We start from the raw sequence: 20,607 nt of genomic DNA, 5'->3' as shown, positions 1-20,607 counted from the left end.
TTGAGTGTTTATGGGTGATATACGCAAAATTGTCTTTGAAGAGAACAAGCTAGAAAAAAAGCTTTGCCGTTTAGTTGGTCAGGCTATTGGCGACTTTGGCATGATCGAAGATGGCGATAAGGTAATGGTGTGTGTTTCTGGTGGTAAAGATAGCTATGCCATGCTCGACATTTTGATGAAGTTGCGAGAACGCGCCCCAATTCATTTCGAAATTGTGGCCGTGAATCTAGATCAGAAACAACCCAATTTTCCTGCCGAGATATTGCCCAATTATTTGAAGAGCTTAGGGATTCAGTTTCACATTGAAGAGCAAGATACCTATAGCATTGTGAAGCGTGTTATTCCTGAAGGAAAAACGACTTGTGGGTTGTGCTCCCGTTTGCGCCGTGGCATCTTATATCGAGTTGCAGATGAGTTGGGCGCCACAAAGATTGCCCTAGGTCACCATCGGGACGATATTCTTGAGACGCTAATGCTCAATATGTTTTACGCGGGGAAACTCAAAGGCATGCCTCCAAAGCTACGATCTGATGATGGTAAACACATTGTCATTAGACCGCTCGCTTATGTGCCGGAAAAATTATTGGAACGATACGCGGGCGATATGAATTTCCCAATTATCCCTTGTGATCTCTGCGGTAGTCAGCCTAATCTGCAGCGTCAAGTAATGAAAGAAATGTTGCGTGATTGGGAAAAGAAGCATCCAGGCCGCGTAGAAAATTTGTTCCGCTCAATGCACCATATCGTCCCCTCACATTTAATGGATGCCGAGGCTTTTGACTTCAAAAATCTAGAAATTTCAACAGAGCTAACTGGTATTGCCGCCAGGTCTCTAGGAGATAAGGCAATTGACGAGTCAGAGTTAGATGAATTGGCTTGCGGAACCCTTGTGCAAGGGACTTATAATTCCCCTTTATGAATATCGTCATATTGGCTGCTGGGCAGGGGAAGCGGATGAAATCCGCACTTCCCAAGGTTTTGCAAACACTAGCAGGCAAACCCCTTTTACATCATGTGCTCGATACTGCTCTGGCACTTCAAGGCAAATCCTCTAAAACAGGTCCAGTGGTGGTGGTTGGACATGGCGCTACTGATGTGAAGGAATTCTTATCGAATGCGGCCCAGGAAGATGCTAGGTTTAGTAAGGTAAGCACCGCTCTCCAGGCTCAGCAAAAGGGTACTGGCCATGCGCTCTTACAAGCACTACCAAAATTAGATGCGCAAGAGCCAACCCTAGTTTTATATGGGGACGTTCCACTGACTTCGCAAAAGACTTTAAGTAAGCTGGCTAAATTAGCTGACGGCGTTCGGGGTAAAGATTGTGCATTGGCTTTGCTGACACAAGACTTGAGTGATCCAACAGGTTATGGTCGTATCGTGCGTGATACCGACGGCTCTGTAAAAGAAATTGTTGAGGAAAAAGACGCCTCAACAGCACAAAAGGCGATTAAAGAAATTAATACTGGCATCATGGTGTTGCCAACAAGCCCTTTAAAAAAATGGCTCAAAGCTTTACGGGCTAGCAATGCTCAGGGCGAGTATTACTTGACTGATGTGATTGCAATGGCCGTAAAAGATGGGGTGCCTATACGTACTGCGCAGGCTGATTATGAATATGAAACCATTGGCGTCAACAGTCGAGAGCAGTTAGCTAGTCTAGAGGGTCTACATCAACTCAATATTGCAAATCAGTTAATGGATGCTGGTGTATCTCTTGCAGATCCTAAGCGTATAGATGTTCGCGGTACTTTAGAGTGCGGACCGGATGTGTTTATTGATGTTGGTTGCGTATTTGAGGGCTGTGTTACTTTAGCTTCAGGATCAAAAATTGGGCCCTATTGCATTATTCGTAACAGCACGATCGGTAAAGACGTTGCTGTGCATGCTTTCAGTCATATTGATGGAGCGAGGGTTGGTAATCAATCTCTCATCGGTCCTTATGCGCGCCTGAGGCCGGGAGCTGAATTATCAAATGATGTGCATATTGGTAATTTTGTTGAGGTAAAAAATAGCAAGATTGCTGCAAACAGTAAAGCCAATCATTTAGCTTATGTTGGCGATTCTATTGTTGGTACAAGAGTCAATATTGGCGCAGGCACTATTACCTGTAATTACGATGGTGTTAATAAGCACCAGACTATTATTGAAGACGACGTTTTCATTGGGTCAGATACTCAGCTCGTTGCCCCTGTGCGTGTTGGTCGTGGCGCCACTCTCGGCGCAGGAACAACGCTTACGAAGGACGCACCAGCTAATCAGTTAACTGTTTCAAGGGCGAAGCAAATTTCTTTACAGTGGCAACGCCCTGTTAAAAAAGAAAAAGCGCCTGCTAAGAAGTTAATTACGAAAAAGGTAGCAGTTAAAAAATCACCAGCAAAAAGGCCCCTAAAAAAGTGATTAAAACTAAGGGTAAAAAATAATGTGCGGCATCGTTGGCGCAGCCTCTCATCAAAATATCGTTGAGGTATTAGTAGAGGGTTTGCGTCGCCTTGAATATCGTGGTTATGACTCATGTGGCTTTGCCGTGATTAATGGCGATGATGCAAAGCATGTCATTGAGCGTGCGCGCACCACTGCTCGTGTTTCTGAATTAGCTGAGCAAGGCAAAGACTTTAAAGGAACTCTTGGGATTGCTCATACTCGCTGGGCAACACACGGTAAGCCAGACACCCAAAATGCTCACCCTCATATTTCAAATGAACTGATTGCGGTTGTTCACAATGGCATCATTGAAAATTATGAGGTTCTTCGCACAGAGTTAAAAGCGGCTGGTTATGCTTTTGAATCCGAGACGGATACTGAAGTTATTGCCCATTTAATTCATCAGCAATATGTTGCTGGCGGCCAAAAAAATATTGCAGATGCAGTCAAGGCAGTATTGCCAAAGTTACATGGAGCATATGCAATCGGTGTGATTGCACAAGATAATCCAAGTACTCTTGTGGGTGCACGAGTTGGATCCCCTTTAGTCATAGCAATGGGTGAGCAAGAAAACTTCTTAGCATCTGATGCTCTTGCCTTAGCAGGGCGGGCTCACTCAATGATGTATTTGGAAGAAGGTGATGTAGCCATTCTGAAGGCAGATAGTGTTGAAGTGGTAGATCAAAGTGGCAAGCTGGTGGAGCGTGAGCATAAGCCTATGCCAACCCAAGCGGACTCAGTGGATCTTGGGCCTTATCAGCATTACATGCAAAAAGAGATCTTTGAGCAACCTAGAGCAATTGGCGATACGTTGGCCAATATTGTTTCATTTGGCCCAGAGTTATTTGGAGCTAATTCAGATGAGTGGCAAGCGTTTGACCAGATTTTGATTTTGGCTTGCGGTACGAGTTATTACTCGGCATGTGTTGCTAAGTATTGGCTAGAGGATATTGCTGGTATTCCAACGCAAGTAGAAATTGCAAGTGAATATCGATATCGCACAACTGTCCCAAATCCTAAGGCATTGGTTGTAGTGGTTTCCCAATCGGGCGAGACGGCTGATACCTTGGCAGCCTTGCGTCATGCCAAGGAACTGGGTCATCGCTATTCATTGGCTATCTGCAATGTTGCAAGCAGCGCAATGGTTCGTGAAACCCTGTGGCATTTTTTAACCAAGGCTGGTGCAGAAATTGGCGTTGCTTCAACCAAGGCATTTACCACTCAGTTGTTGGCGCTGTATCTTTTGGCGGTGTCGCTAGCAAAACGATCTGGAAAAATTTCTCCTGAAAAAGAAAAAGAATTGCTACGCGAGTTGCGTCATTTACCCAAAGCTTTGCATGCGGTATTAGCACTCGAGCCGCAAATAATTGCTTGGAGTGATCTTTTTTCAAAATGTGAGAATGCACTTTTTCTTGGGCGCGGTCTCCACTATCCAATCGCCCTTGAGGGCGCATTGAAATTAAAAGAGATTTCTTATATTCATGCAGAGGCCTATCCTGCTGGGGAATTGAAGCATGGGCCATTGGCACTTGTTACTGAGAAGATGCCAGTGGTAACCGTGGCTCCTAATGATGTGCTACTTGAAAAACTGAAGTCTAATTTGCAAGAAGTGAAGGCGCGCGGCGGTAAGCTCTATGTGTTTGCTGATCAAGATACAGAAATAGTAAATAGTGATAGTATTAATGTAATTCGATTGCCTGAGCACTATGGAAATCTTTCTCCTATCTTGCATGTGGTTCCACTGCAGTTATTGGCGTATCACACTGCATGTGCTCGCGGGACGGATGTTGATAAGCCAAGAAATTTAGCGAAAAGTGTCACTGTCGAATAATTTTTTGTTGATTTGACTTTCACACAAACTTGTGTACAAATTTCAGTAGATAAATCAGGGTGTTACAAAACACCTCTAGAGTTTTTGTGTTCAAATAACTCTTGTAAAAGAGAATATTTGCCGCACACATGTTTTTTTTAAAACCCTCTTCTTGTTTGTCTTTCAGGGCGCTCTCCATTCTGTGCGTGGGTATTCTTTCAGCATGCGCAGTGGGACCGGATTTTAAGCAGCCTGAGGCGCCGAAGACCTCCTCATACACCGAAAGTGCTTTATCAAAGAAATTAGCAACAGCTCCTGGTGTTCCAGGTGGAACAGAGCAGGAATTTATTGAAGGTGCTGATATAGAAGCGCAGTGGTGGGAGTTATATAAATCCCCCGAGCTAGATGCCTTAATTAAAAAAGCATTAGAGCAAAACCCAAATTTAGGTGCCGCTGATGCCGCATTGCGAGCTGCTCAGGAAAACGTTAATGCTCAAATCGGTGGGCAGTACTTTCCTGCTGTCGGCCTTGGTGCAGGGGCTAGTCGTCAACTCCAGCCATCGGCTATCTATGGTTTGCCATATGGGTCTGATACCTACAACCTCTACAACACCTCTGTGAATGTTAGTTATAAGTTGGATGTATTTGGAGGGGCTCGCCGCGCGGTTGAGGGCGCTAGAGCCCAGGCTGAAGTTGCACAATTTCAGTTAGAGGGAGCATACCTCTCTTTAACAGCCAATGTCGTAACTAGTGCGGTAAGAGAAGCTGCTCTGCGTGCGCAGATGAATGCTACTGAAGAAATTTTGAAGGCGCAAACCAATCTTGCTGAAGTGACAGAAAAGCAATTGGAGATTGGCACAGTTTCTAGAGTGGACGTTACTTCACAAAGAACCTTGGTATCAAACTCGCAAGTAGATTTGTTGAGCTATGAAAGAAATTTAGCATTTACTCGCAATCAGCTTGCGGTTTTAGTTGGCGAGTTACCTAGCAATGCTGATATTACTCATTTTGATTTGAGTAAATTGCAATTGCCAGAAAAATTGCCGCTCTCAGTACCCTCAAGTCTTGTACGTCAGCGTCCAGACGTTCGTGCTGCAGAGGCGCTACTCAAAGCACAGAATGCTTTCGTTGGAGTAGCTACTGCAAATTTATTGCCCCAATTTAATATCACAGGATCTATTGGTTCTGCTGCTCTAACTTCTGCAGCACTATTTGGCCCGAACTCTGCTTTATGGTCTATTGGGGGCGGAATTTTGCAGCCTTTGTTTCAAGGCGGTCAACTTTTGGCGCAACGTCGTGGCGCACTTGCAAACTATGAGCAAGCTGCTTTCCAATATCAAGCCACCGTCTTAAATGCTTTTCAGGAGGTTGCTAATGCATTGCGCGCTTTAGAGACCGGCGCTCAAGCGCTGAAAGCGGCTTCTGATGCAGAGCGTTATGCGTATGAAACATTAGATCTGGTTCAGAAGCAATATAAATTAGGAACAGCAAGTTATTTGGCAGTGCTGTATTACCAAAATCAATATCAGCAAGCCAAGGTGAAGTCTGTCGCTGCACAAGCAACACGCTTCTCGGATACAGCAGCATTATTTGCAGCATTAGGCGGTGGGTGGTGGAATCGGATTGGCCCAGCCTTCAAACCAAAAGATATAGCGAATAAAGATCAAAATGAAACTTCTGCAAACAATTAAAAGTAAGCTAATTGCCGCCGCTATTGCTCTATGGGCGTGGTTGAAGTTAAAGGCCGTGCAATGGAAGATACGCGAAAGAGCTATTGGGTTGTGGGAGAGGGCCAAAGCATTTTATGCACGCATGGGCGTTAAGTGGCGTGGCACAAAAGCTTATGCCAAGTTAATGGCAATGGAGCCTTTGCAACGTCGCATGACAGTGATGTTGTGCGGAGTGTTTTTATTGCTAGGCCTGATTTTTGCTTTTAATCAGTTCAAGTCATTCATGATTAAGCACTTCATATCAGGAATGGGTTTACCTCCAGCTACCGTTTCTACGATGGTGGTTGCAACGTCAGAATGGCAGCCCAAGTTAACTAGCGTTGGAAATATTCGTGCTTTCAGGGGCGTTGATCTCAGTACAGAAATTGGCGGCTTAGTGCAGGTTGTGCCTGTTAAATCTGGTCAAGACGTAAAAGAAGGCGATCTTCTCATTAAATTAAATGATGCATCTGATGTCGCTCAGCTCAATTCTTTAAAGGCAATGGCAGATCTCGCAAAAGTAATAAATGAGAGAGATAAATTGCAGCTAGCCATTCAGGCAATCAGCAAGAATGTTTTTGATACCAGTAAAGCCGATGCACAATCAAAGCAAGCTCAAGTTGAAGCTCAAACCGCTTTAGTTGCTAAGAAAAATCTGAAGGCCCCATTTAGTGGGCGGGTTGGCATTGTCTCGATTAATCCTGGTCAATTTGTTAATCCAGGCGATAAATTAATCACCTTACAAACTCTAGACCCCATTTTTGTTGATTTCACATTACCTCAGGGCAATGCAGAGCAAATTCAAGTTGGGCAAGAGGTTGTAGTTACTACAGACGCATTTAAAGACGCTAGTTTTACTGGAAAGATTACTGCAATCAGTCCAAAAGTAGATACCAATACTCGTAACATTCAAATTGAAGCGCAGCTTGCAAATCCGGAGAAAAAAGTTTTGCCTGGTATGTTTGCTAATGTAAACATCAAACTTGGTGCTGAGGTGAAATTGCTAACCTTGCCACAAACGGCAGTGACTTATAACCCTTATGGATCAACCGTATTTATTGCTAAACCCACTGGTAAGAAGGACAAGCAGGGCAAACCTGCATTAGAGGCGCAGCAAGTATTTGTCACGACTGGGGCAACTCGTGGAGATCAAGTCGCCATTCTTAAGGGAATTAATGAAGGCGATACCGTAGTTACTAGTGGTCAGTTAAAGCTAAAGAACGGGACACCATTGATTGTGAATAACAAGGTGCAGCCAGCAAATTCACCTGATCCTAAGCCGCAGGAATAATAAGCCGATGAATTGGACTGATATATTCATCCGCAGGCCAGTGCTATCACTGGTAGTAAGTGCGCTTGTGCTTGTTTTTGGTTTGAAGGCGATTGGCTCATTACCAGTTAATCAATATCCACAAACTCAAAATGCCATTGTTACGATTACAACGGCTTACTATGGCGCTGATCCTGAAACGATCGCTGGATTTATTACGCAGCCTTTAGAGGCTTCGATAGCGCAAGCGCAAGGAATCGATTATCTCTCCTCAACGAGTGTGAGCGGTGTCTCAACTATTATTGCGACACTTAAACTGAACTATGACTCGAACTCAGCATTGACGCAGATTCAGACGCAGATAAGTGCAGTAAAAAATCAATTACCACCTCAGGCACAACAACCTGTATTAACCGTGCAAGTAGGCCAATCTACAGCAGCGATGTATATGGGTTTTTATAGTGATCAATTGCCAAACAATGCGATCACAGATTACTTATTGCGTGTTGTAAAGCCTAAGCTGGATTCGGTTGAGGGCGTACAAAATGCGGAAATTATTGGTGGAAGAAAGTTTGCCTTACGCGCTTGGTTGGATCGCGAAAAAATGGCTGGCCTGGGCGTCGGTGCGGATGATGTTTACAGTGCCATGGCAGCAAATAATTACCTCTCTGCAGTGGGTAGTACAAAAGGAGACATGGTTGCTGTCGACTTGGTTGCCGGTACTGACTTACATACCTTAGAAGAGTTCCGAAAGCTGGTTGTTAAGAAGGATGGCATCAACATTGTTTACTTAGATCAAGTAGCAAATGTTTCTTTAGGCTCTGAGGATTACAACACCAATGTGGCTTTTAGTGGCAAACAATCGGTTTTTATTGGCATTAAGGTTGCGCCTCAGGCAAATTTACTGGATGTTGCCCAGCGAGTAAGAGATGTCGTTCCTGATATTCAGAAACAATTGCCGATTGGGATGAATGGTCAAGTTGTTTACGACTCAACAGAATTTATTACTAGTTCGATCGATGAGGTGATCTCAACGCTGCTTGAGGCATTGGTCATAGTGACAGTTGTCATTTATTTGTTTTTGGGTAGTGTTCGTGCAGTCGCAGTTCCTGTGATTGCGATGCCATTGTCTTTAATCGGCACTTTTTTCTTAATGCAAATTCTGGGCTACTCCATCAATTTGCTAACGCTTCTAGCTTTAGTGCTAGCAATTGGTCTGGTTGTTGATGACGCCATTATCGTTGTAGAAAACGTTGACAGACATATGAAGGAAGGTAAATCACCTTTAGAGGCCTCATTAATTGCAGCTCGTGAATTAGGCGGCCCAATTCTAGCAATGACGGTTGTATTGATTGCCGTATATATTCCAATTGGTTTCCAGGGTGGGTTGACCGGGGCTCTTTTTACAGAATTTGCTTTTACGTTAGCTAGTGCTGTGGCGGTATCGGGCTTAATCGCACTCACTTTATCGCCGATGATGTGCTCACGTATTTTTACTGAAGAGCAAGAAGCCTCTTCATTTGTGCAAAAGATTGATCAAATATTTGATCGGGTGCATCACAGTTATCAAGCAAGCTTGCGTGACTTATTGAGTACATGGCAAGTTATTATTGTTATGGGTGTTATTTTGCTTGGTGGAGTTGCCTATCTTTATGCCACTGCCCGTGCTGAATTAGCGCCAACAGAAGACCAGGGGATTGTCTTGATGCAGGCTTCTGGCCCACCAAACGGCACTGTAAATCAGATGCAAACCTATGCAAATCAAATTTATGCGATTGCCGCAGCCGAACCAGAATATGAGCAAGCCTTTCAAATTACAAGTCCAACCTCTAGCTTTGGTGGAATTTTGTTAAAGGATTGGAGTTCACGCAGTCGTAGTGCCACTAAGTTTCAAGAGGATATGCAGCAAAAATGGAATACGATTGCTGGCGCTCGGGTGGCAGCCTTCCAGTTCCCAGCTTTGCCTGGTGCTCAAGGTTTGCCAGTGCAGGTGGTTATCAATACTACTGAGTCATATGAGCAACTGAATGAGGTATCTCAAGCTGTCTTAGATAAAGCGCGCCGAAGTGGCAACTTCTTCTTTGTGGACTCTGATCTCAAAATTGATAAGCCGCAGGATGTCCTGGTGATTGATCGTGAAAAGGTAGCCGCATTAGGAATGACCCAACAGCAAGTTGGTGCAGCGCTTTCAGCGGCTTTAGGTGGCGGCTACGTAAACTACTTTTCTGTCTCAGGCCGTTCATATCGAGTGATCCCGCAAGTAAAGCAGGTTGACCGCTTAAATCCAGATCAGATTCTTGATTACTACATTCGTACGCCAAGCGGTGCCATGATTCAAGCGCGTACTATTGCCAGCATTAAGCAGCGCGTCGTACCGCAATCGATTAATCATTTTCAGCAATTGAACTCCGCAACTATTTCTGGGGTGAGTACGCCATTTATTTCCCAGGCAGATTTATTGGAATACATGCGCCAGACTCTCAAAGAGGTTGCACCAAATGGTTATTCCATGGACTACGCTGGCCCTTCACGTCAGTTTATGTCTGAGTCGGGCGGCTTTCTTGTAACAATGTTTTTTGCGATTTTGATTGTATTTCTGGTGTTGGCGGCACAGTTTGAAAGCTTTCGTGATCCGATTGTTATCTTGGTATCCGTGCCATTAGCGCTTTTTGGCGCCCTGATCTTTATTAATCTTGGCTTCACCACCTTAAATGTTTACACACAAGTAGGCTTGGTGACCTTGATGGGTTTGATAAGTAAGCATGGTATTTTGATTGTGGAATTTGCCAACGAATTGCAAGAGGCGGGACGCAGTAAATTAGATGCAATTGTGGAGGCAAGCAGTGTTCGTCTTAGACCAATTTTGATGACTACTGCAGCGATGGTGCTGGGAGTGGTGCCGCTGGTTATTGCCTCTGGAGCTGGTGCGGCCGGTCGTCAATCTATGGGTATTGTGATCTTTACAGGCCTATCAATCGGCACTTTATTTACACTGTTTGTAGTACCTGCGATGTATCTCTATATGGGTGCAGATCACCATCAGAAAAAATTCAAACAAGAATAATTTTTTGAGATTAATCAATATCACTTGTTAATGATATTGAGCTCTTTCTCGGCAAATTCTTCAAAATGCGTTTCAGTCTTGATACGAATTAACCAGCGATCGATATTTTGTAAATTTGCTCGTGGACCAGTTTCTTTTGCAAATGTATTATTAATTAAGATCCAGCGATGCACGCACAAGCTAAGAACGATATCACCTAGATGAAATCTTTCTCCAGAGCAAAATGCTTGCGAGGCTAAGGTTTGATCAAGCACTTCAAATAGCTGATTTGTTTCTTGATAAGACTTCAGAATTAATTCATGATTTTGCTCTGCTACTGGAACTCGTGTAAGACCGATGAAAGCAGGGCGCAAAATAGGCCACAGCGTACCCACTTGCCAGTCCATCCATTTTTCAGAGCTGTATTGAGATGAAACATCTGTAGGAAAGCGATTATTCTGGTTGTACTGTGATGCCAAGTAACGCATGATGGTATTAGACTCCCACAGCACAAGGCCTTTGTCTTCAAGTGTGGGTACTAGACCATTTGGATTTAGCTTTAAGAACTCGGGGGTACGCACTTTCCCAAACTGAAGGCCAGCATCAATTCGTTCAAAATCAACGCCTTCTTTGAGGCCCAATTCAGCAAGACACCACAATACTTTTTGAACATTAATAGAGCTTTTTCGCCCCCATAAACGCATCATGTGTTTTCCTATCAATTGATTTAGTGCTTAGCTAGTTTTAGCTTCAGAAAAATCTAAACCAACAAATTTGCTTCTAGCAAAAATGAGCGGCTCTTTTTCGGGATAATTTTTTAACTGAATGACTTTGGCAACAATGATGTTGTGATCTCCGCCAACATGAACGGAGACAGTTTCGCATTCATAGTAGGCAACGCAATCATTGATTTGGGTTAATCCGCTATCGGCAAGTTGATGATCAATTTGTGAAAATTGATTGACCTTGACAGTTGCAAAGTGCATCGCTAAAGATTCTTGTGAGCGCTCTAGCACGTGAATTAAATGTTTTTTGCCCACCTCGACCCATGGCATTAAGCGAGAATGCTTCTTTAGGCTCCATAAAATTAACGGTGGCTCAAGAGAGACGGTATTAAATGAGCTAATCGTAATACCGTGCGGATTTCCATCTTCATCAGTGCAGGTAATGACAGTGACCCCAGTTGCAAAAGATGCGAATCCTTTACGTAACTCTTGAGATGTAAATGGGGCCATCTCTCTTTACTTGCTTTCTGTTTTAGGCGTTGCTTCTATTGTCGTGCCTGGAATTGGAATTAATACTTCGTTTTCTTCGGCCTTCACGCACTTGAATCGATACTCTTTGCCAGCCTTAGATAAAAAGCTGGCGCCTTGGTAAAAATCGTTTTTACATGTTTGGGTCGCAAAGTCCATGACGTCCTGTGGGCTTGCGCTTGAGGTGATCAGACGCATATTGCCCATCGACATATTGATGCTGGTTGAATAGCAGCCTGCGAGCAATAAGCCAGAAGTTGCAGTTAATAGTAGAATTTTTTTCATGGAAACCTCCATAATCGACAATGCTCGTTAGGATAAACCTATTACACAAAAGCTGTGGGGAAAGCACTCCATGGATTGAAAGAACCGGGGAAAAGAGACATGTTTAAAGCAATCTTGATTAATAAGGATGACCAAGGATATAGAGCTGAGCTTGGGCAGGTTGATGAAACCAGCCTTCCGGAGGGCGATGTCAGGGTAAAAGTGCTCTACTCCACCCTAAATTACAAGGATGGTCTTGCAATTACTGGGAAAGGTCCTGTGGTGCGGAGTTTTCCAATGGTTCCTGGGATTGATTTTGCTGGAGAGGTAATAGAAAGTGCTAGCCCTGACTTTAAGGTAGGCGACAAGGTACTTTTAAATGGCTGGGGAGTGGGAGAAGGTCACTGGGGTGGTTTAGCCCAACAAGCACGCGTGAAATCAGAGTGGCTGATTCCATTGCCAAAGGGCTTTAACGCAAAACAAGCACTTGCAATTGGTACGGCTGGATATACCGCGATGTTGTGCGTGATGGCTTTACAAAAGCATGGGCTCAAGCCAAGCGACGGTGAAGTGCTGGTCACCGGCGCTGCGGGCGGCGTCGGTAGCTTTGCCATTACCTTATTAAGTAAGCTAGGGTTTACGGTTGTTGCTAGCACAGGGCGTATGGCTGAGGCGGACTATCTGAAAAAATTAGGTGCCACCGAAGTGATTGATCGTGCCAGCTTGTCAGCACCAGGTAAGCCTTTAGCTAAAGAGCGTTGGGCGGCAGTATTAGATAGTGTAGGCAGCCATACGCTTGCAAATGCTTGCGCACAAACCAAGAGTAATGGTGCGGTTGCTGCTTGTGGTCTTGCGCAAGGCATGGACTTTCCTGCTACTGTTGCGCCATTTATATTGCGGGGTATTACCCTGTATGGAATTAATAGTGTTACTGTGCCTCGTGAAAAACGTATTGCCGCTTATGAGCAATTAAGCCAATTGGTAGATTTAAAGACCTTAGAGGAAATTTCGCATGAAATTACTTTAGAAGAATCTTTAAAGTATGCTCAAGAGCTGATGCTTGGAAATGTTCGTGGTCGTTTGATTGTGGATGTGAATCGCTAAGTTGATTTAGGAATTGCCTTACTTTGTGACTTGTAGTTTGCCAGTAGTAATGACTTCCCAAATCTTTAGTTTTTCTTCATTTGAAAGTTCCGACCAATCTGAAATTTCCGAGAGCGTGCGATAACAGCCCCGACAATAGCCGTTTTCAGGGTTAATGTCGCACCAGTTGATGCAGGGTGATGGAACCGTTGTCAATGCGATCCTTAAATAAAAAATAAAATTTCAATATGAGTAATCAACATCAAGCTGCAAATGAATCCGCTATTCATTATCCATTAGGTGATCAACTTCCGCCAATTGGTCAAAGCATTGAAGTTGCTCCAGGGGTTCGTTGGTTGCGGATGAGGCTGCCATTCGCCTTAGACCACATTAATCTTTGGTTATTACGCGATCAATTTGATGGGGTTGAAGGTTGGACAATTGTTGATTGTGGTATCGCAAATGATGAAACGAAAGCATCGTGGGAATCTATTTTTTCAACTCAATTAGAAGGCTTGCCAGTGTTACGCGTGCTTGTGACGCATATGCATCCAGATCACATTGGCTTATCTCAATGGCTATGTGAAAAATGGAATGTCCCTTTATGGATTTCAATGACTGACTATTTGACGGCGCAGTGGTTAAGTTGTAAAGAAGGGGGTGTAGCAGTTGGTGCGCGTGCGGGCAGTGGTGGTTCAGCTGATCATTTTCAAAAGCATGGATTAACTGCACCAGAAGATTTGGAAAAGATACGGGCCCGCTCAAATTACTACAGCAATATGGTTCCCGGTGTTCCGCGTCAATATCGTCGGATACTTGATGGCGAGTTGATCTCAATCGGTGGGCATGATTGGCAAGTCATTATGGGTTATGGTCATGCGCCAGAACATGCATCACTTTTTTGTAAAGACCTCAATGTACTCATTTCTGGAGACATGCTGTTGCCGCGCATCTCTACGAACGTTAGCGTTTATGATGCAGATCCAGATGCAGATCCATTGGGCTTATATTTGCAATCACTTAAAAAGTATTTGCCATTACCGGATGATGCATTGGTATTGCCATCTCATGGCAAACCTTTCATTGGAATTAAACCTAGAGTAGCCCAGTTAAATGCGCATCATGACGAGCGCCTTGCAGATGCGCTAAAAGCCTGTCAAAAGCCTACGACTGCTCGTGAGCTTGTGCCAGTTCTATTTAAGCGCGAGCTCGACATTCACCAACTGACTTTTGCAATGGGAGAGGCTATTGCTCACCTGAATTACCTACTTCGTCAAGGTAAGTTGGATCGCCGGCTTTGCGAGGACGGCGTGTTGCGGTTTTCCGTGATTTAGGCTTACTTGCTTTAGGGCTCTCACTGGGCTCTGCTTTTGCAGTTGCTGCTGTGCTTGCAGCTGAGACCGCATCTCCAAATGATTTCAGGGCCATCATTGTTGCGTGTTGCACTTCAAGCCCCTGAATTGTTGACTTTAAAATATTGAGGTTAAGGTTGAGCCAGTTTTCAACGCTTTTGAGGTCTTTAATGCGTTTCTCGAGCTCCTCAATATCCATGCCAGGGAATGCCGCGCCTAGTCCCCCTGCCGCCTTTGAGGCATCTGTGGTGAAAGGAAACTGTCCAGCTTGGCCAGCCGCACCTTGTCCCCACATGGTTTTAAACATCTCAAGACTTTGATTGAATTCAGGAATGGTTCCAAACATGAGGGCTCCAAGGTAAATAAAAAGTGGCTTTTCCAATAGAATAAGGGATTCTAGAGATCAATCCCGGTTAAGCAATGCAATTTAATGGTTTGTCCCAGCCTTATACCCGCGGCCAGGTGCTTCCTGAGCTTTTAAAGCAGCGCATCCTCATATTGGATGGTGCCATGGGGACCATGATTCAGCAATACAAGTTAACTGAGGCAGATTACCGCGGACTACCAGGTAATACTCGTTTTGCAGAGCACGCTGGCGACCTCAAGGGAAACAACGAATTATTGGTGCTCACACAACCACAAATTATTAGTGAGATCCATGAGAAGTATTTGGATGCTGGCGCTGACATTATTGAAACGAATACATTTGGCGCCACCTCAGTAGCCCAAGAAGATTACAAAATGCCTGGCTTGGCGAGAGAGATGAATGAAGTCTCGGCAAGGCTGGCACGTGCGGCTTGCGATAAATACAGCACTGCAGAAAAACCCCGTTTTGCTGCTGGTGCGATTGGCCCAACTCCAAAAACTGCGAGTATTTCTCCTGATGTGAATGATCCAGGTGCTCGCAATATTACCTTTGATGCTTTGCGTGCTTCATATCGTGAACAAATCGAAGGGCTCTTTACGGGCGGAGTCGATTTATTTTTAGTTGAAACTATTTTCGATACTCTGAATGCAAAAGCAGCGTTGTTCGCTCTGGATGAATTCTTTGAAGAAACGGGCGAGCGCTTACCAGTCATGATTTCTGGAACCGTAACAGATGCCTCCGGAAGAATTCTCTCTGGGCAAACCGTTGAGGCGTTCTGGAATAGCTTGCGCCACATTAAGCCATTGACCTTTGGGCTCAACTGCGCGCTTGGTGCAGCCTTAATGCGACCTTATATTGCCGAGTTAGCCCGTATTTGCGATGCGGCAGTCTCTTGCTATCCAAACGCAGGTTTACCTAACCCGATGAGTGACACTGGATTTGATGAGACTCCTGAAATTACTTCGAGTCTAGTAGACGGTTTTGCGAAAGATGGGTTAGTGAACTTGGTGGGCGGTTGCTGCGGGACTACGCCGGACCATATTCGCGCTATTGCGAATGCTGTTGCAAAACGTAAGCCTAGAGTTTTCTATCGAGAAGAAGTTGAGGAAGCATGACTAAGGTAGAAAACAAAAATCAGATGCAAACCATTCCCGCAATGAAGCTCTCTGGTTTAGAGCCATTCAATGTGACTGCCGAAGTGGGATTCGTGAACATTGGGGAGCGCACCAATGTAACGGGCTCCAAAGCGTTTGCGCGAATGATTCTGAATAATCAATTTGATGAAGCGCTTGCGGTAGCACGCCAGCAAGTTGAAAATGGCGCGCAAGTGATTGATATCAATATGGATGAAGCAATGCTTGATTCTGAAGCGGCAATGACACGCTTCCTCAATTTGATTGCTTCTGAACCAGATATTGCACGTGTACCCATCATGATTGACTCCTCGAAATGGAGTGTGATCGAGGCGGGGTTGAAGTGCATACAGGGTAAGCCCATCGTTAATTCGATTTCCATGAAAGAGGGCGAGGAACCCTTTCGTAAGCAAGCAGCCCTAATCCGTCGTTATGGTGCCGCGACGGTTGTCATGGCGTTTGATGAGGCGGGTCAGGCAGATACATTCCAACGCAAGATAGAAATTTGTCAGCGAAGCTATGACATTCTGGTAAACGAGATTGGCTTTCCCGCGGAAGATATTATTTTTGACCCTAATATCTTTGCCATTGCAACGGGTATTGAAGAGCACGATAACTATGCTGTGGATTTCATCAATGCCACTCGTTGGATAAAAGAGAATCTTCCTGGCGCAAAGGTTAGCGGTGGTGTTTCTAATGTAAGTTTTTCTTTCCGTGGAAATGATCGAGTACGAGAGGCGATACATACAGTATTTCTTTACCATGCCATTCAGGCCGGCATGGACATGGGTATCGTCAATGCTGGGCAGCTAGGAGTTTATGCAGATCTCGACCCAGAATTACGTGAGCGTGTTGAAGATGTAGTACTCAATCGTTTTAAGGAAAAAGAAGGTCAAACGCCAACCGAGAGACTTTTGGCAATTGCCGATCAATTTAAAGGCGATGGTACCAAGCAGGTTGAGAATTTAGTATGGCGTGAAGCGCCAGTACGTGAGCGTTTAACGCATGCTTTAGTACATGGCATCACGACATTCATCGAAGAGGATACTGAAGAGTTGCGCGCTGAAATCATGGGTGCGGGTGGCAGACCAATCGAGGTCATTGAAGGCCCGCTCATGGATGGTATGAACGTTGTGGGTGATTTGTTTGGCGCTGGAAAAATGTTCCTGCCTCAAGTAGTAAAGAGCGCACGCGTAATGAAACAAGCTGTAGCCATGCTCATTCCTTATATTGAGGAAGAAAAACGCCAACATATTGCTGCCGGTGGAGAGGCTAAAGCTAAGGGTAAGATTGTGATGGCTACCGTCAAGGGTGACGTTCACGATATTGGTAAAAATATTGTTACGGTAGTGCTTCAGTGCAATAACTTTGAAGTTGCCAATATGGGTGTCATGGTGCCCTGTGCGGAAATCTTAAAGCGCGCTAAAGAAGAGAATGCAGATATTGTTGGTCTCTCAGGGTTGATTACGCCATCGCTTGAAGAGATGACTTATGTTGCACAAGAGATGCAGCGTGATGAATATTTCCGCTCTCGCCAAATTCCTTTGATGATTGGTGGTGCGACTACTTCACGGGTTCACACGGCTGTAAAAATTGCTCCCCATTATGACGGTCCAGTAGTGTATGTGCCCGATGCATCTCGCTCTGTGTCAGTAGCCTCAAATCTCTTGTCAGATGAGAGTGCTAAGAAATTCATTCAAGAGTTAAGAGATGACTATGCTCGTATTCGTGAGCAACATGCAAATAAGAAAGCTACACCGAGTATTTCATTAGAGGCAGCACGTAAAAATCGCGAGATGATCAACTGGTCGGCGTATGTGCCAGAAAAGCCAAAATTTATTGGGCGTCGTGTCTTTAAGAACTTTTCTCTTGGCGATATTGCGAAGTACATTGACTGGACACCATTTTTTCAAACTTGGGATTTAGCGGGTAAATTCCCAGCGATCTTGGATGATGAAGTAGTTGGCGAGGAGGCGCGCAAGGTTTATGCGGATGCTCAGGGCATGTTGGACAAACTCATTAAAGGTCAATGGTTACAGGCTGACGGTGTAGTTGCTTTCTATCCTGCTAATGCCATTGGTGATGACATTGTTTTATATAGCGATGAAGAGCGTCAACATCCCTTATTTGTCTGGCACAACTTACGCCAACAATCCGAGCGTCCAGTGATTGAGGGTGTACGCAGACCGAATCGTTGTCTTGCGGATTATGTTGCACCAAAAGATTCAGGTGTGGCTGATTATGTGGGATGTTTTGCGGTGACCGCTGGTCATGGCGTTGACAAGAAGGTGGCAGAGTTTCAGTCTAAGCATGATGATTACAGCGCGATTATGTTGAAAGCATTGGCAGATCGTTTGGCTGAAGCTTTCGCTGAATTAATGCATCATCGCGTTCGTACAGATCTCTGGGGCTACGCAACCGATGAGCTACTTACTAATGATCAAATGATCAATGAGGAATATCGTGGTATTCGTCCAGCGCCTGGTTATCCTGCGTGCCCTGCACATGAAGTGAAAGAAGACTTAATGCGAGTGATTGGTTCAGAAGATATTGGCATGACCTTAACTGAATCTCTGGCGATGAACCCTGCGTCAAGCGTAAGCGGTTTCTATTTGGCGCATCCCGATGCTCAATATTTCAATGTTGGAAAAATTACTCCTGAGCAGCTTGAGGATTTGGCAAAGCGTCGAGGTCAATCGGTGGATGATGTACGCCGACAACTTGCAAGTTTGATTGATTAAACGCCCCATATCACAGGCTCGTTTTTAGCTCGAGCCTGTTTCATGAGTTCTAAAAATGGATACGCCCTTTGACCAAGTCGATCAGCTAACTTAGGCTTTTCAGATGTTTCGCCCTGCTCGCCCTTTACTTTTGAACGCTCTTCAAGGTCTTTCAAGATGGCGTTTTCTAGAGTAGCAATTAACGTGGGCAATTGCTCTTCGGTCAGAATCCCCCTGGGCTCGAGTTGACGACCCAAGATGTCGAAGATTCGCTTAGTCAGATCAGCCAGCATGATGACGTCTGGACCAGCTTTGGAGCGAAATTGATAGATCATTTCGACAGCTTACCACCTGATAAACTCACTTATCTATGTTGCAGACCAATAAAAATCGTTTAATTGAGATGTTGAGCTCGGCCTTAAACGGCATGGCTCAGGAGCGTGGCTTAGATGAAGCCCCACCCCCTCGCTTAGAGCGGCCCAAGGCGGTCGATCATGGAGATGTTGCGTGCAATATTGCTCTCCAGCTGTCCAAGGCCTGGAAGCTCAATCCGCGAGATTTGGCTCAGGCATTGGTAGATCGCTTGCAAAAGCAGGCGGGGTTTGATCAACTCATTTCATCTTGCGAAATTGCTGGACCTGGTTTCATTAATTTCCGTCTCAGCAATACCGCTAAGACAGCAGTTGTTAGAGAGATCCTTTCATCTGGAGTCCATTTTGGCGAGATAAATCAGGGTTCCGAACCGGTTGCTAGGGCCATGATTGAGTTCGTGTCAGCAAACCCAACCGGTCCTTTGCATGTGGGTCATGGTAGACAAGCGGCGCTCGGCGATGCTCTAGCCAATCTTTTGGCCACTCAAGGGGTTAAGGTACATCGCGAGTTTTACTACAACGATGCTGGTGTTCAGATTGCCAATCTTGCATTATCTGTGCAAGCCCGTCTACAAGGACTAAAGCCTGGAGATGCTAATTGGCCCGAGCAGGCTTACAACGGTGAATATATCGCAGAAATTGCCAGTGCTTTTAAGGCATCACCCGATTATCAAGACGACCTGGAATCTATTCGTAAATTTGCAGTGGCATATTTACGTAAGGAACAAGACATTGATTTGAAGACATTTGGTGTGAAATTTGATTGCTATTACCTAGAGTCATCTTTGTATACCGATGGAAGCGTTAATCAGATCGTGCAAGATTTGCAGGCTATCGGAAAAACCTATGAGGCCGAAGGCGCTTTATGGTTGAGGACAACGGATGATGGCGACGATAAAGATCGCGTCATGCGCAAGTCAGATGGAAGCTTTACTTACTTTGTTCCAGACGTGGCTTATCACACCAGCAAATGGAATCGTGGCTTTGAGAAAGTGATTAACGTTCAAGGTAGTGATCACCATGGAACCATTGTGCGTGTTCGCTCTGGTTTGCAGGGCGTAGCGCAAAAGCGGGGATGGGATATTCCAAAGACATATCCAGATTATGTCTTGCATAAGATGGTGACCGTGATGCGTCATGGTGAAGAGGTGAAGATTTCAAAACGTGCAGGTTCTTATGTGACTGTGCGAGATCTGATTGAATGGTCTGGTGGCGTTACTCCTGAAATGACTGCTGAAGAGCGAGAGTTGGCTTTACAGCGTGGTCGTGATGCAGTTCGCTTTTTCTTGATTTCTCGCAAAGCCGATACAGAGTTTGTTTTTGATATTGATTTGGCACTTGCGCAAAATGATGAAAATCCCGTGTTCTATGTACAGTATGCACATGCGCGTATTAGCTCTATATTGCAGCAATGGGGTGGCAAGCTTGCTGATTTAACAAATGCCAATTTATCTTTATTGCAAAGTAAGGCTTCTGACCATTTGTTAAGACGTTTAGCAGAGTACCCAGAGGTATTAACTAATGCAGCAGCAGAGCTAGCGCCGCATGCTCTTGCTTTCTACTTGCGTGATTTGGCTGGTGATTTTCATACTTTCTACAATGCTGATCGTGTATTAGTAGATGATGAGCCACTAAAGCTTGCACGCTTGGCGTTGTTATCAGCAACGCGCCAGGTTCTGCAAAATGGATTAAGAGTGCTAGGGGTATCTGCGCCAGCAAAGATGTAGTGGCATCGAATGAAGTGAATATGTAAGATGAGGATATGATGAAAAAACCGAATCAACTAGCAAGCTTCAAAAAGCAAGCCATGG

The 20,607-nt window shown here is 44.8% G+C and carries 17 protein-coding genes; 11 read left to right on the top strand and 6 right to left on the bottom strand.

Annotation, left to right across the window (positions count from 1 at the left end; translation table 11 throughout):
- Positions 1 to 10: 10 nt before the first annotated feature.
- The 6 genes from ttcA (at position 11) to NHB34_RS09575 (ending at position 10,274) form a co-directional block, all read left to right on the top strand.
- Positions 11 to 919, top strand: a complete 909-nt coding sequence (gene ttcA / locus NHB34_RS09600) for a tRNA 2-thiocytidine(32) synthetase TtcA (RefSeq protein ID WP_353427414.1) — start codon at positions 11 to 13, stop codon at positions 917 to 919.
- On the top strand, positions 916 to 2,397 hold the full coding sequence (gene glmU, locus NHB34_RS09595) for a bifunctional UDP-N-acetylglucosamine diphosphorylase/glucosamine-1-phosphate N-acetyltransferase GlmU (protein ID WP_353427413.1): 1,482 nt from the start codon (positions 916 to 918) through the stop codon (positions 2,395 to 2,397). The genes ttcA and glmU overlap by 4 nt, the downstream gene beginning before the upstream one ends.
- 22 nt (positions 2,398 to 2,419) lie before the next feature.
- Positions 2,420 to 4,252 carry a glutamine--fructose-6-phosphate transaminase (isomerizing) gene (glmS, locus tag NHB34_RS09590; RefSeq protein ID WP_353427412.1) on the top strand — a complete coding sequence of 611 codons (1,833 nt, stop codon included), beginning with the start codon at positions 2,420 to 2,422 and terminating at the stop codon, positions 4,250 to 4,252.
- A gap of 185 nt (positions 4,253 to 4,437) precedes the next feature.
- Positions 4,438 to 5,922 (top strand): efflux transporter outer membrane subunit, encoded by a 1,485-nt coding sequence (locus NHB34_RS09585; RefSeq protein WP_353427411.1) that lies wholly within the window; start codon positions 4,438 to 4,440, stop codon positions 5,920 to 5,922.
- A gap of 169 nt (positions 5,923 to 6,091) precedes the next feature.
- Complete coding sequence (locus NHB34_RS09580; RefSeq protein WP_353428591.1) at positions 6,092 to 7,231, top strand: efflux RND transporter periplasmic adaptor subunit; 1,140 nt, start codon at positions 6,092 to 6,094, stop codon at positions 7,229 to 7,231.
- Positions 7,232 to 7,238: 7 nt separating this feature from the next.
- Positions 7,239 to 10,274: an efflux RND transporter permease subunit gene (locus tag NHB34_RS09575; protein WP_353427410.1), complete on the top strand. Its 3,036-nt coding sequence runs from the start codon at positions 7,239 to 7,241 to the stop codon at positions 10,272 to 10,274.
- 20 nt (positions 10,275 to 10,294) lie between these two features.
- Here the strand turns inward: NHB34_RS09575 and NHB34_RS09570 are convergent, their stop codons facing one another.
- The 3 genes from NHB34_RS09570 to NHB34_RS09560 are packed head-to-tail and all read right to left on the bottom strand — an operon-like array spanning position 10,295 to position 11,791.
- Positions 10,295 to 10,960: a glutathione S-transferase N-terminal domain-containing protein gene (locus NHB34_RS09570; protein ID WP_353427409.1), complete on the bottom strand. Its 666-nt coding sequence runs from the start codon at positions 10,958 to 10,960 to the stop codon at positions 10,295 to 10,297.
- A 27-nt stretch (positions 10,961 to 10,987) separates the two neighbouring features.
- Positions 10,988 to 11,488: a flavin reductase family protein gene (locus NHB34_RS09565; protein ID WP_353427408.1), complete on the bottom strand. Its 501-nt coding sequence runs from the start codon at positions 11,486 to 11,488 to the stop codon at positions 10,988 to 10,990.
- Between the two features lie 6 nt (positions 11,489 to 11,494).
- Positions 11,495 to 11,791, bottom strand: a complete 297-nt coding sequence (locus NHB34_RS09560) for a hypothetical protein (RefSeq protein ID WP_353427407.1) — start codon at positions 11,789 to 11,791, stop codon at positions 11,495 to 11,497.
- 99 nt (positions 11,792 to 11,890) lie between these two features.
- Here NHB34_RS09560 and NHB34_RS09555 point away from each other — a divergent pair, with 99 nt between their 5' ends.
- Positions 11,891 to 12,874, top strand: coding sequence for an MDR family oxidoreductase (locus NHB34_RS09555; protein ID WP_353427406.1), 984 nt, complete (start codon positions 11,891 to 11,893; stop codon positions 12,872 to 12,874).
- Between the two features lie 18 nt (positions 12,875 to 12,892).
- Here the strand turns inward: NHB34_RS09555 and NHB34_RS09550 are convergent, their stop codons facing one another.
- Positions 12,893 to 13,069 (bottom strand): DUF1289 domain-containing protein, encoded by a 177-nt coding sequence (locus NHB34_RS09550; RefSeq protein ID WP_353427405.1) that lies wholly within the window; start codon positions 13,067 to 13,069, stop codon positions 12,893 to 12,895.
- A 32-nt stretch (positions 13,070 to 13,101) separates the two neighbouring features.
- Here NHB34_RS09550 and NHB34_RS09545 point away from each other — a divergent pair, with 32 nt between their 5' ends.
- Positions 13,102 to 14,187: an MBL fold metallo-hydrolase gene (locus tag NHB34_RS09545; protein WP_353427403.1), complete on the top strand. Its 1,086-nt coding sequence runs from the start codon at positions 13,102 to 13,104 to the stop codon at positions 14,185 to 14,187.
- On the opposite strand, the gene NHB34_RS09540 is transcribed toward NHB34_RS09545, so the two are convergent.
- Entirely contained in the window at positions 14,099 to 14,551 is a 453-nt protein-coding gene (locus NHB34_RS09540; RefSeq protein WP_353427402.1) for a PhaM family polyhydroxyalkanoate granule multifunctional regulatory protein, read from the bottom strand. The genes NHB34_RS09545 and NHB34_RS09540 overlap by 89 nt on opposite strands.
- A gap of 74 nt (positions 14,552 to 14,625) precedes the next feature.
- Between NHB34_RS09540 and NHB34_RS09535 the strand changes: the two genes are divergently transcribed.
- Both NHB34_RS09535 and metH read left to right on the top strand, forming a co-directional pair.
- Positions 14,626 to 15,687, top strand: coding sequence for a homocysteine S-methyltransferase family protein (locus tag NHB34_RS09535; protein ID WP_353427401.1), 1,062 nt, complete (start codon positions 14,626 to 14,628; stop codon positions 15,685 to 15,687).
- On the top strand, positions 15,684 to 18,446 hold the full coding sequence (metH, locus tag NHB34_RS09530) for a methionine synthase (protein ID WP_353427400.1): 2,763 nt from the start codon (positions 15,684 to 15,686) through the stop codon (positions 18,444 to 18,446). Before NHB34_RS09535 ends, metH begins: the two co-directional genes overlap by 4 nt.
- Here the strand turns inward: metH and NHB34_RS09525 are convergent.
- Complete coding sequence (locus NHB34_RS09525) at positions 18,443 to 18,760, bottom strand: DUF1840 domain-containing protein (protein ID WP_353427399.1); 318 nt, start codon at positions 18,758 to 18,760, stop codon at positions 18,443 to 18,445. The two genes, metH and NHB34_RS09525, sit on opposite strands and share 4 nt — an antisense overlap.
- A 35-nt stretch (positions 18,761 to 18,795) precedes the next feature.
- On the opposite strand from NHB34_RS09525, the gene argS reads away from it, so the two are divergent.
- Positions 18,796 to 20,523 carry an arginine--tRNA ligase gene (argS, locus tag NHB34_RS09520; RefSeq protein WP_353427398.1) on the top strand — a complete coding sequence of 576 codons (1,728 nt, stop codon included), beginning with the start codon at positions 18,796 to 18,798 and terminating at the stop codon, positions 20,521 to 20,523.
- The last annotated feature ends 84 nt before the right edge of the window (positions 20,524 to 20,607 follow it).

Origin of the sequence: Polynucleobacter sp. MWH-UH19D (assembly GCF_040409795.1) — a bacterium.
Classification (GTDB): Bacteria; Pseudomonadota; Gammaproteobacteria; order Burkholderiales; family Burkholderiaceae; genus Polynucleobacter.
The sequence above is the reverse complement of the archived record's forward strand: the minus strand, read 5'-3'. Positions and strand labels throughout refer to the sequence as shown.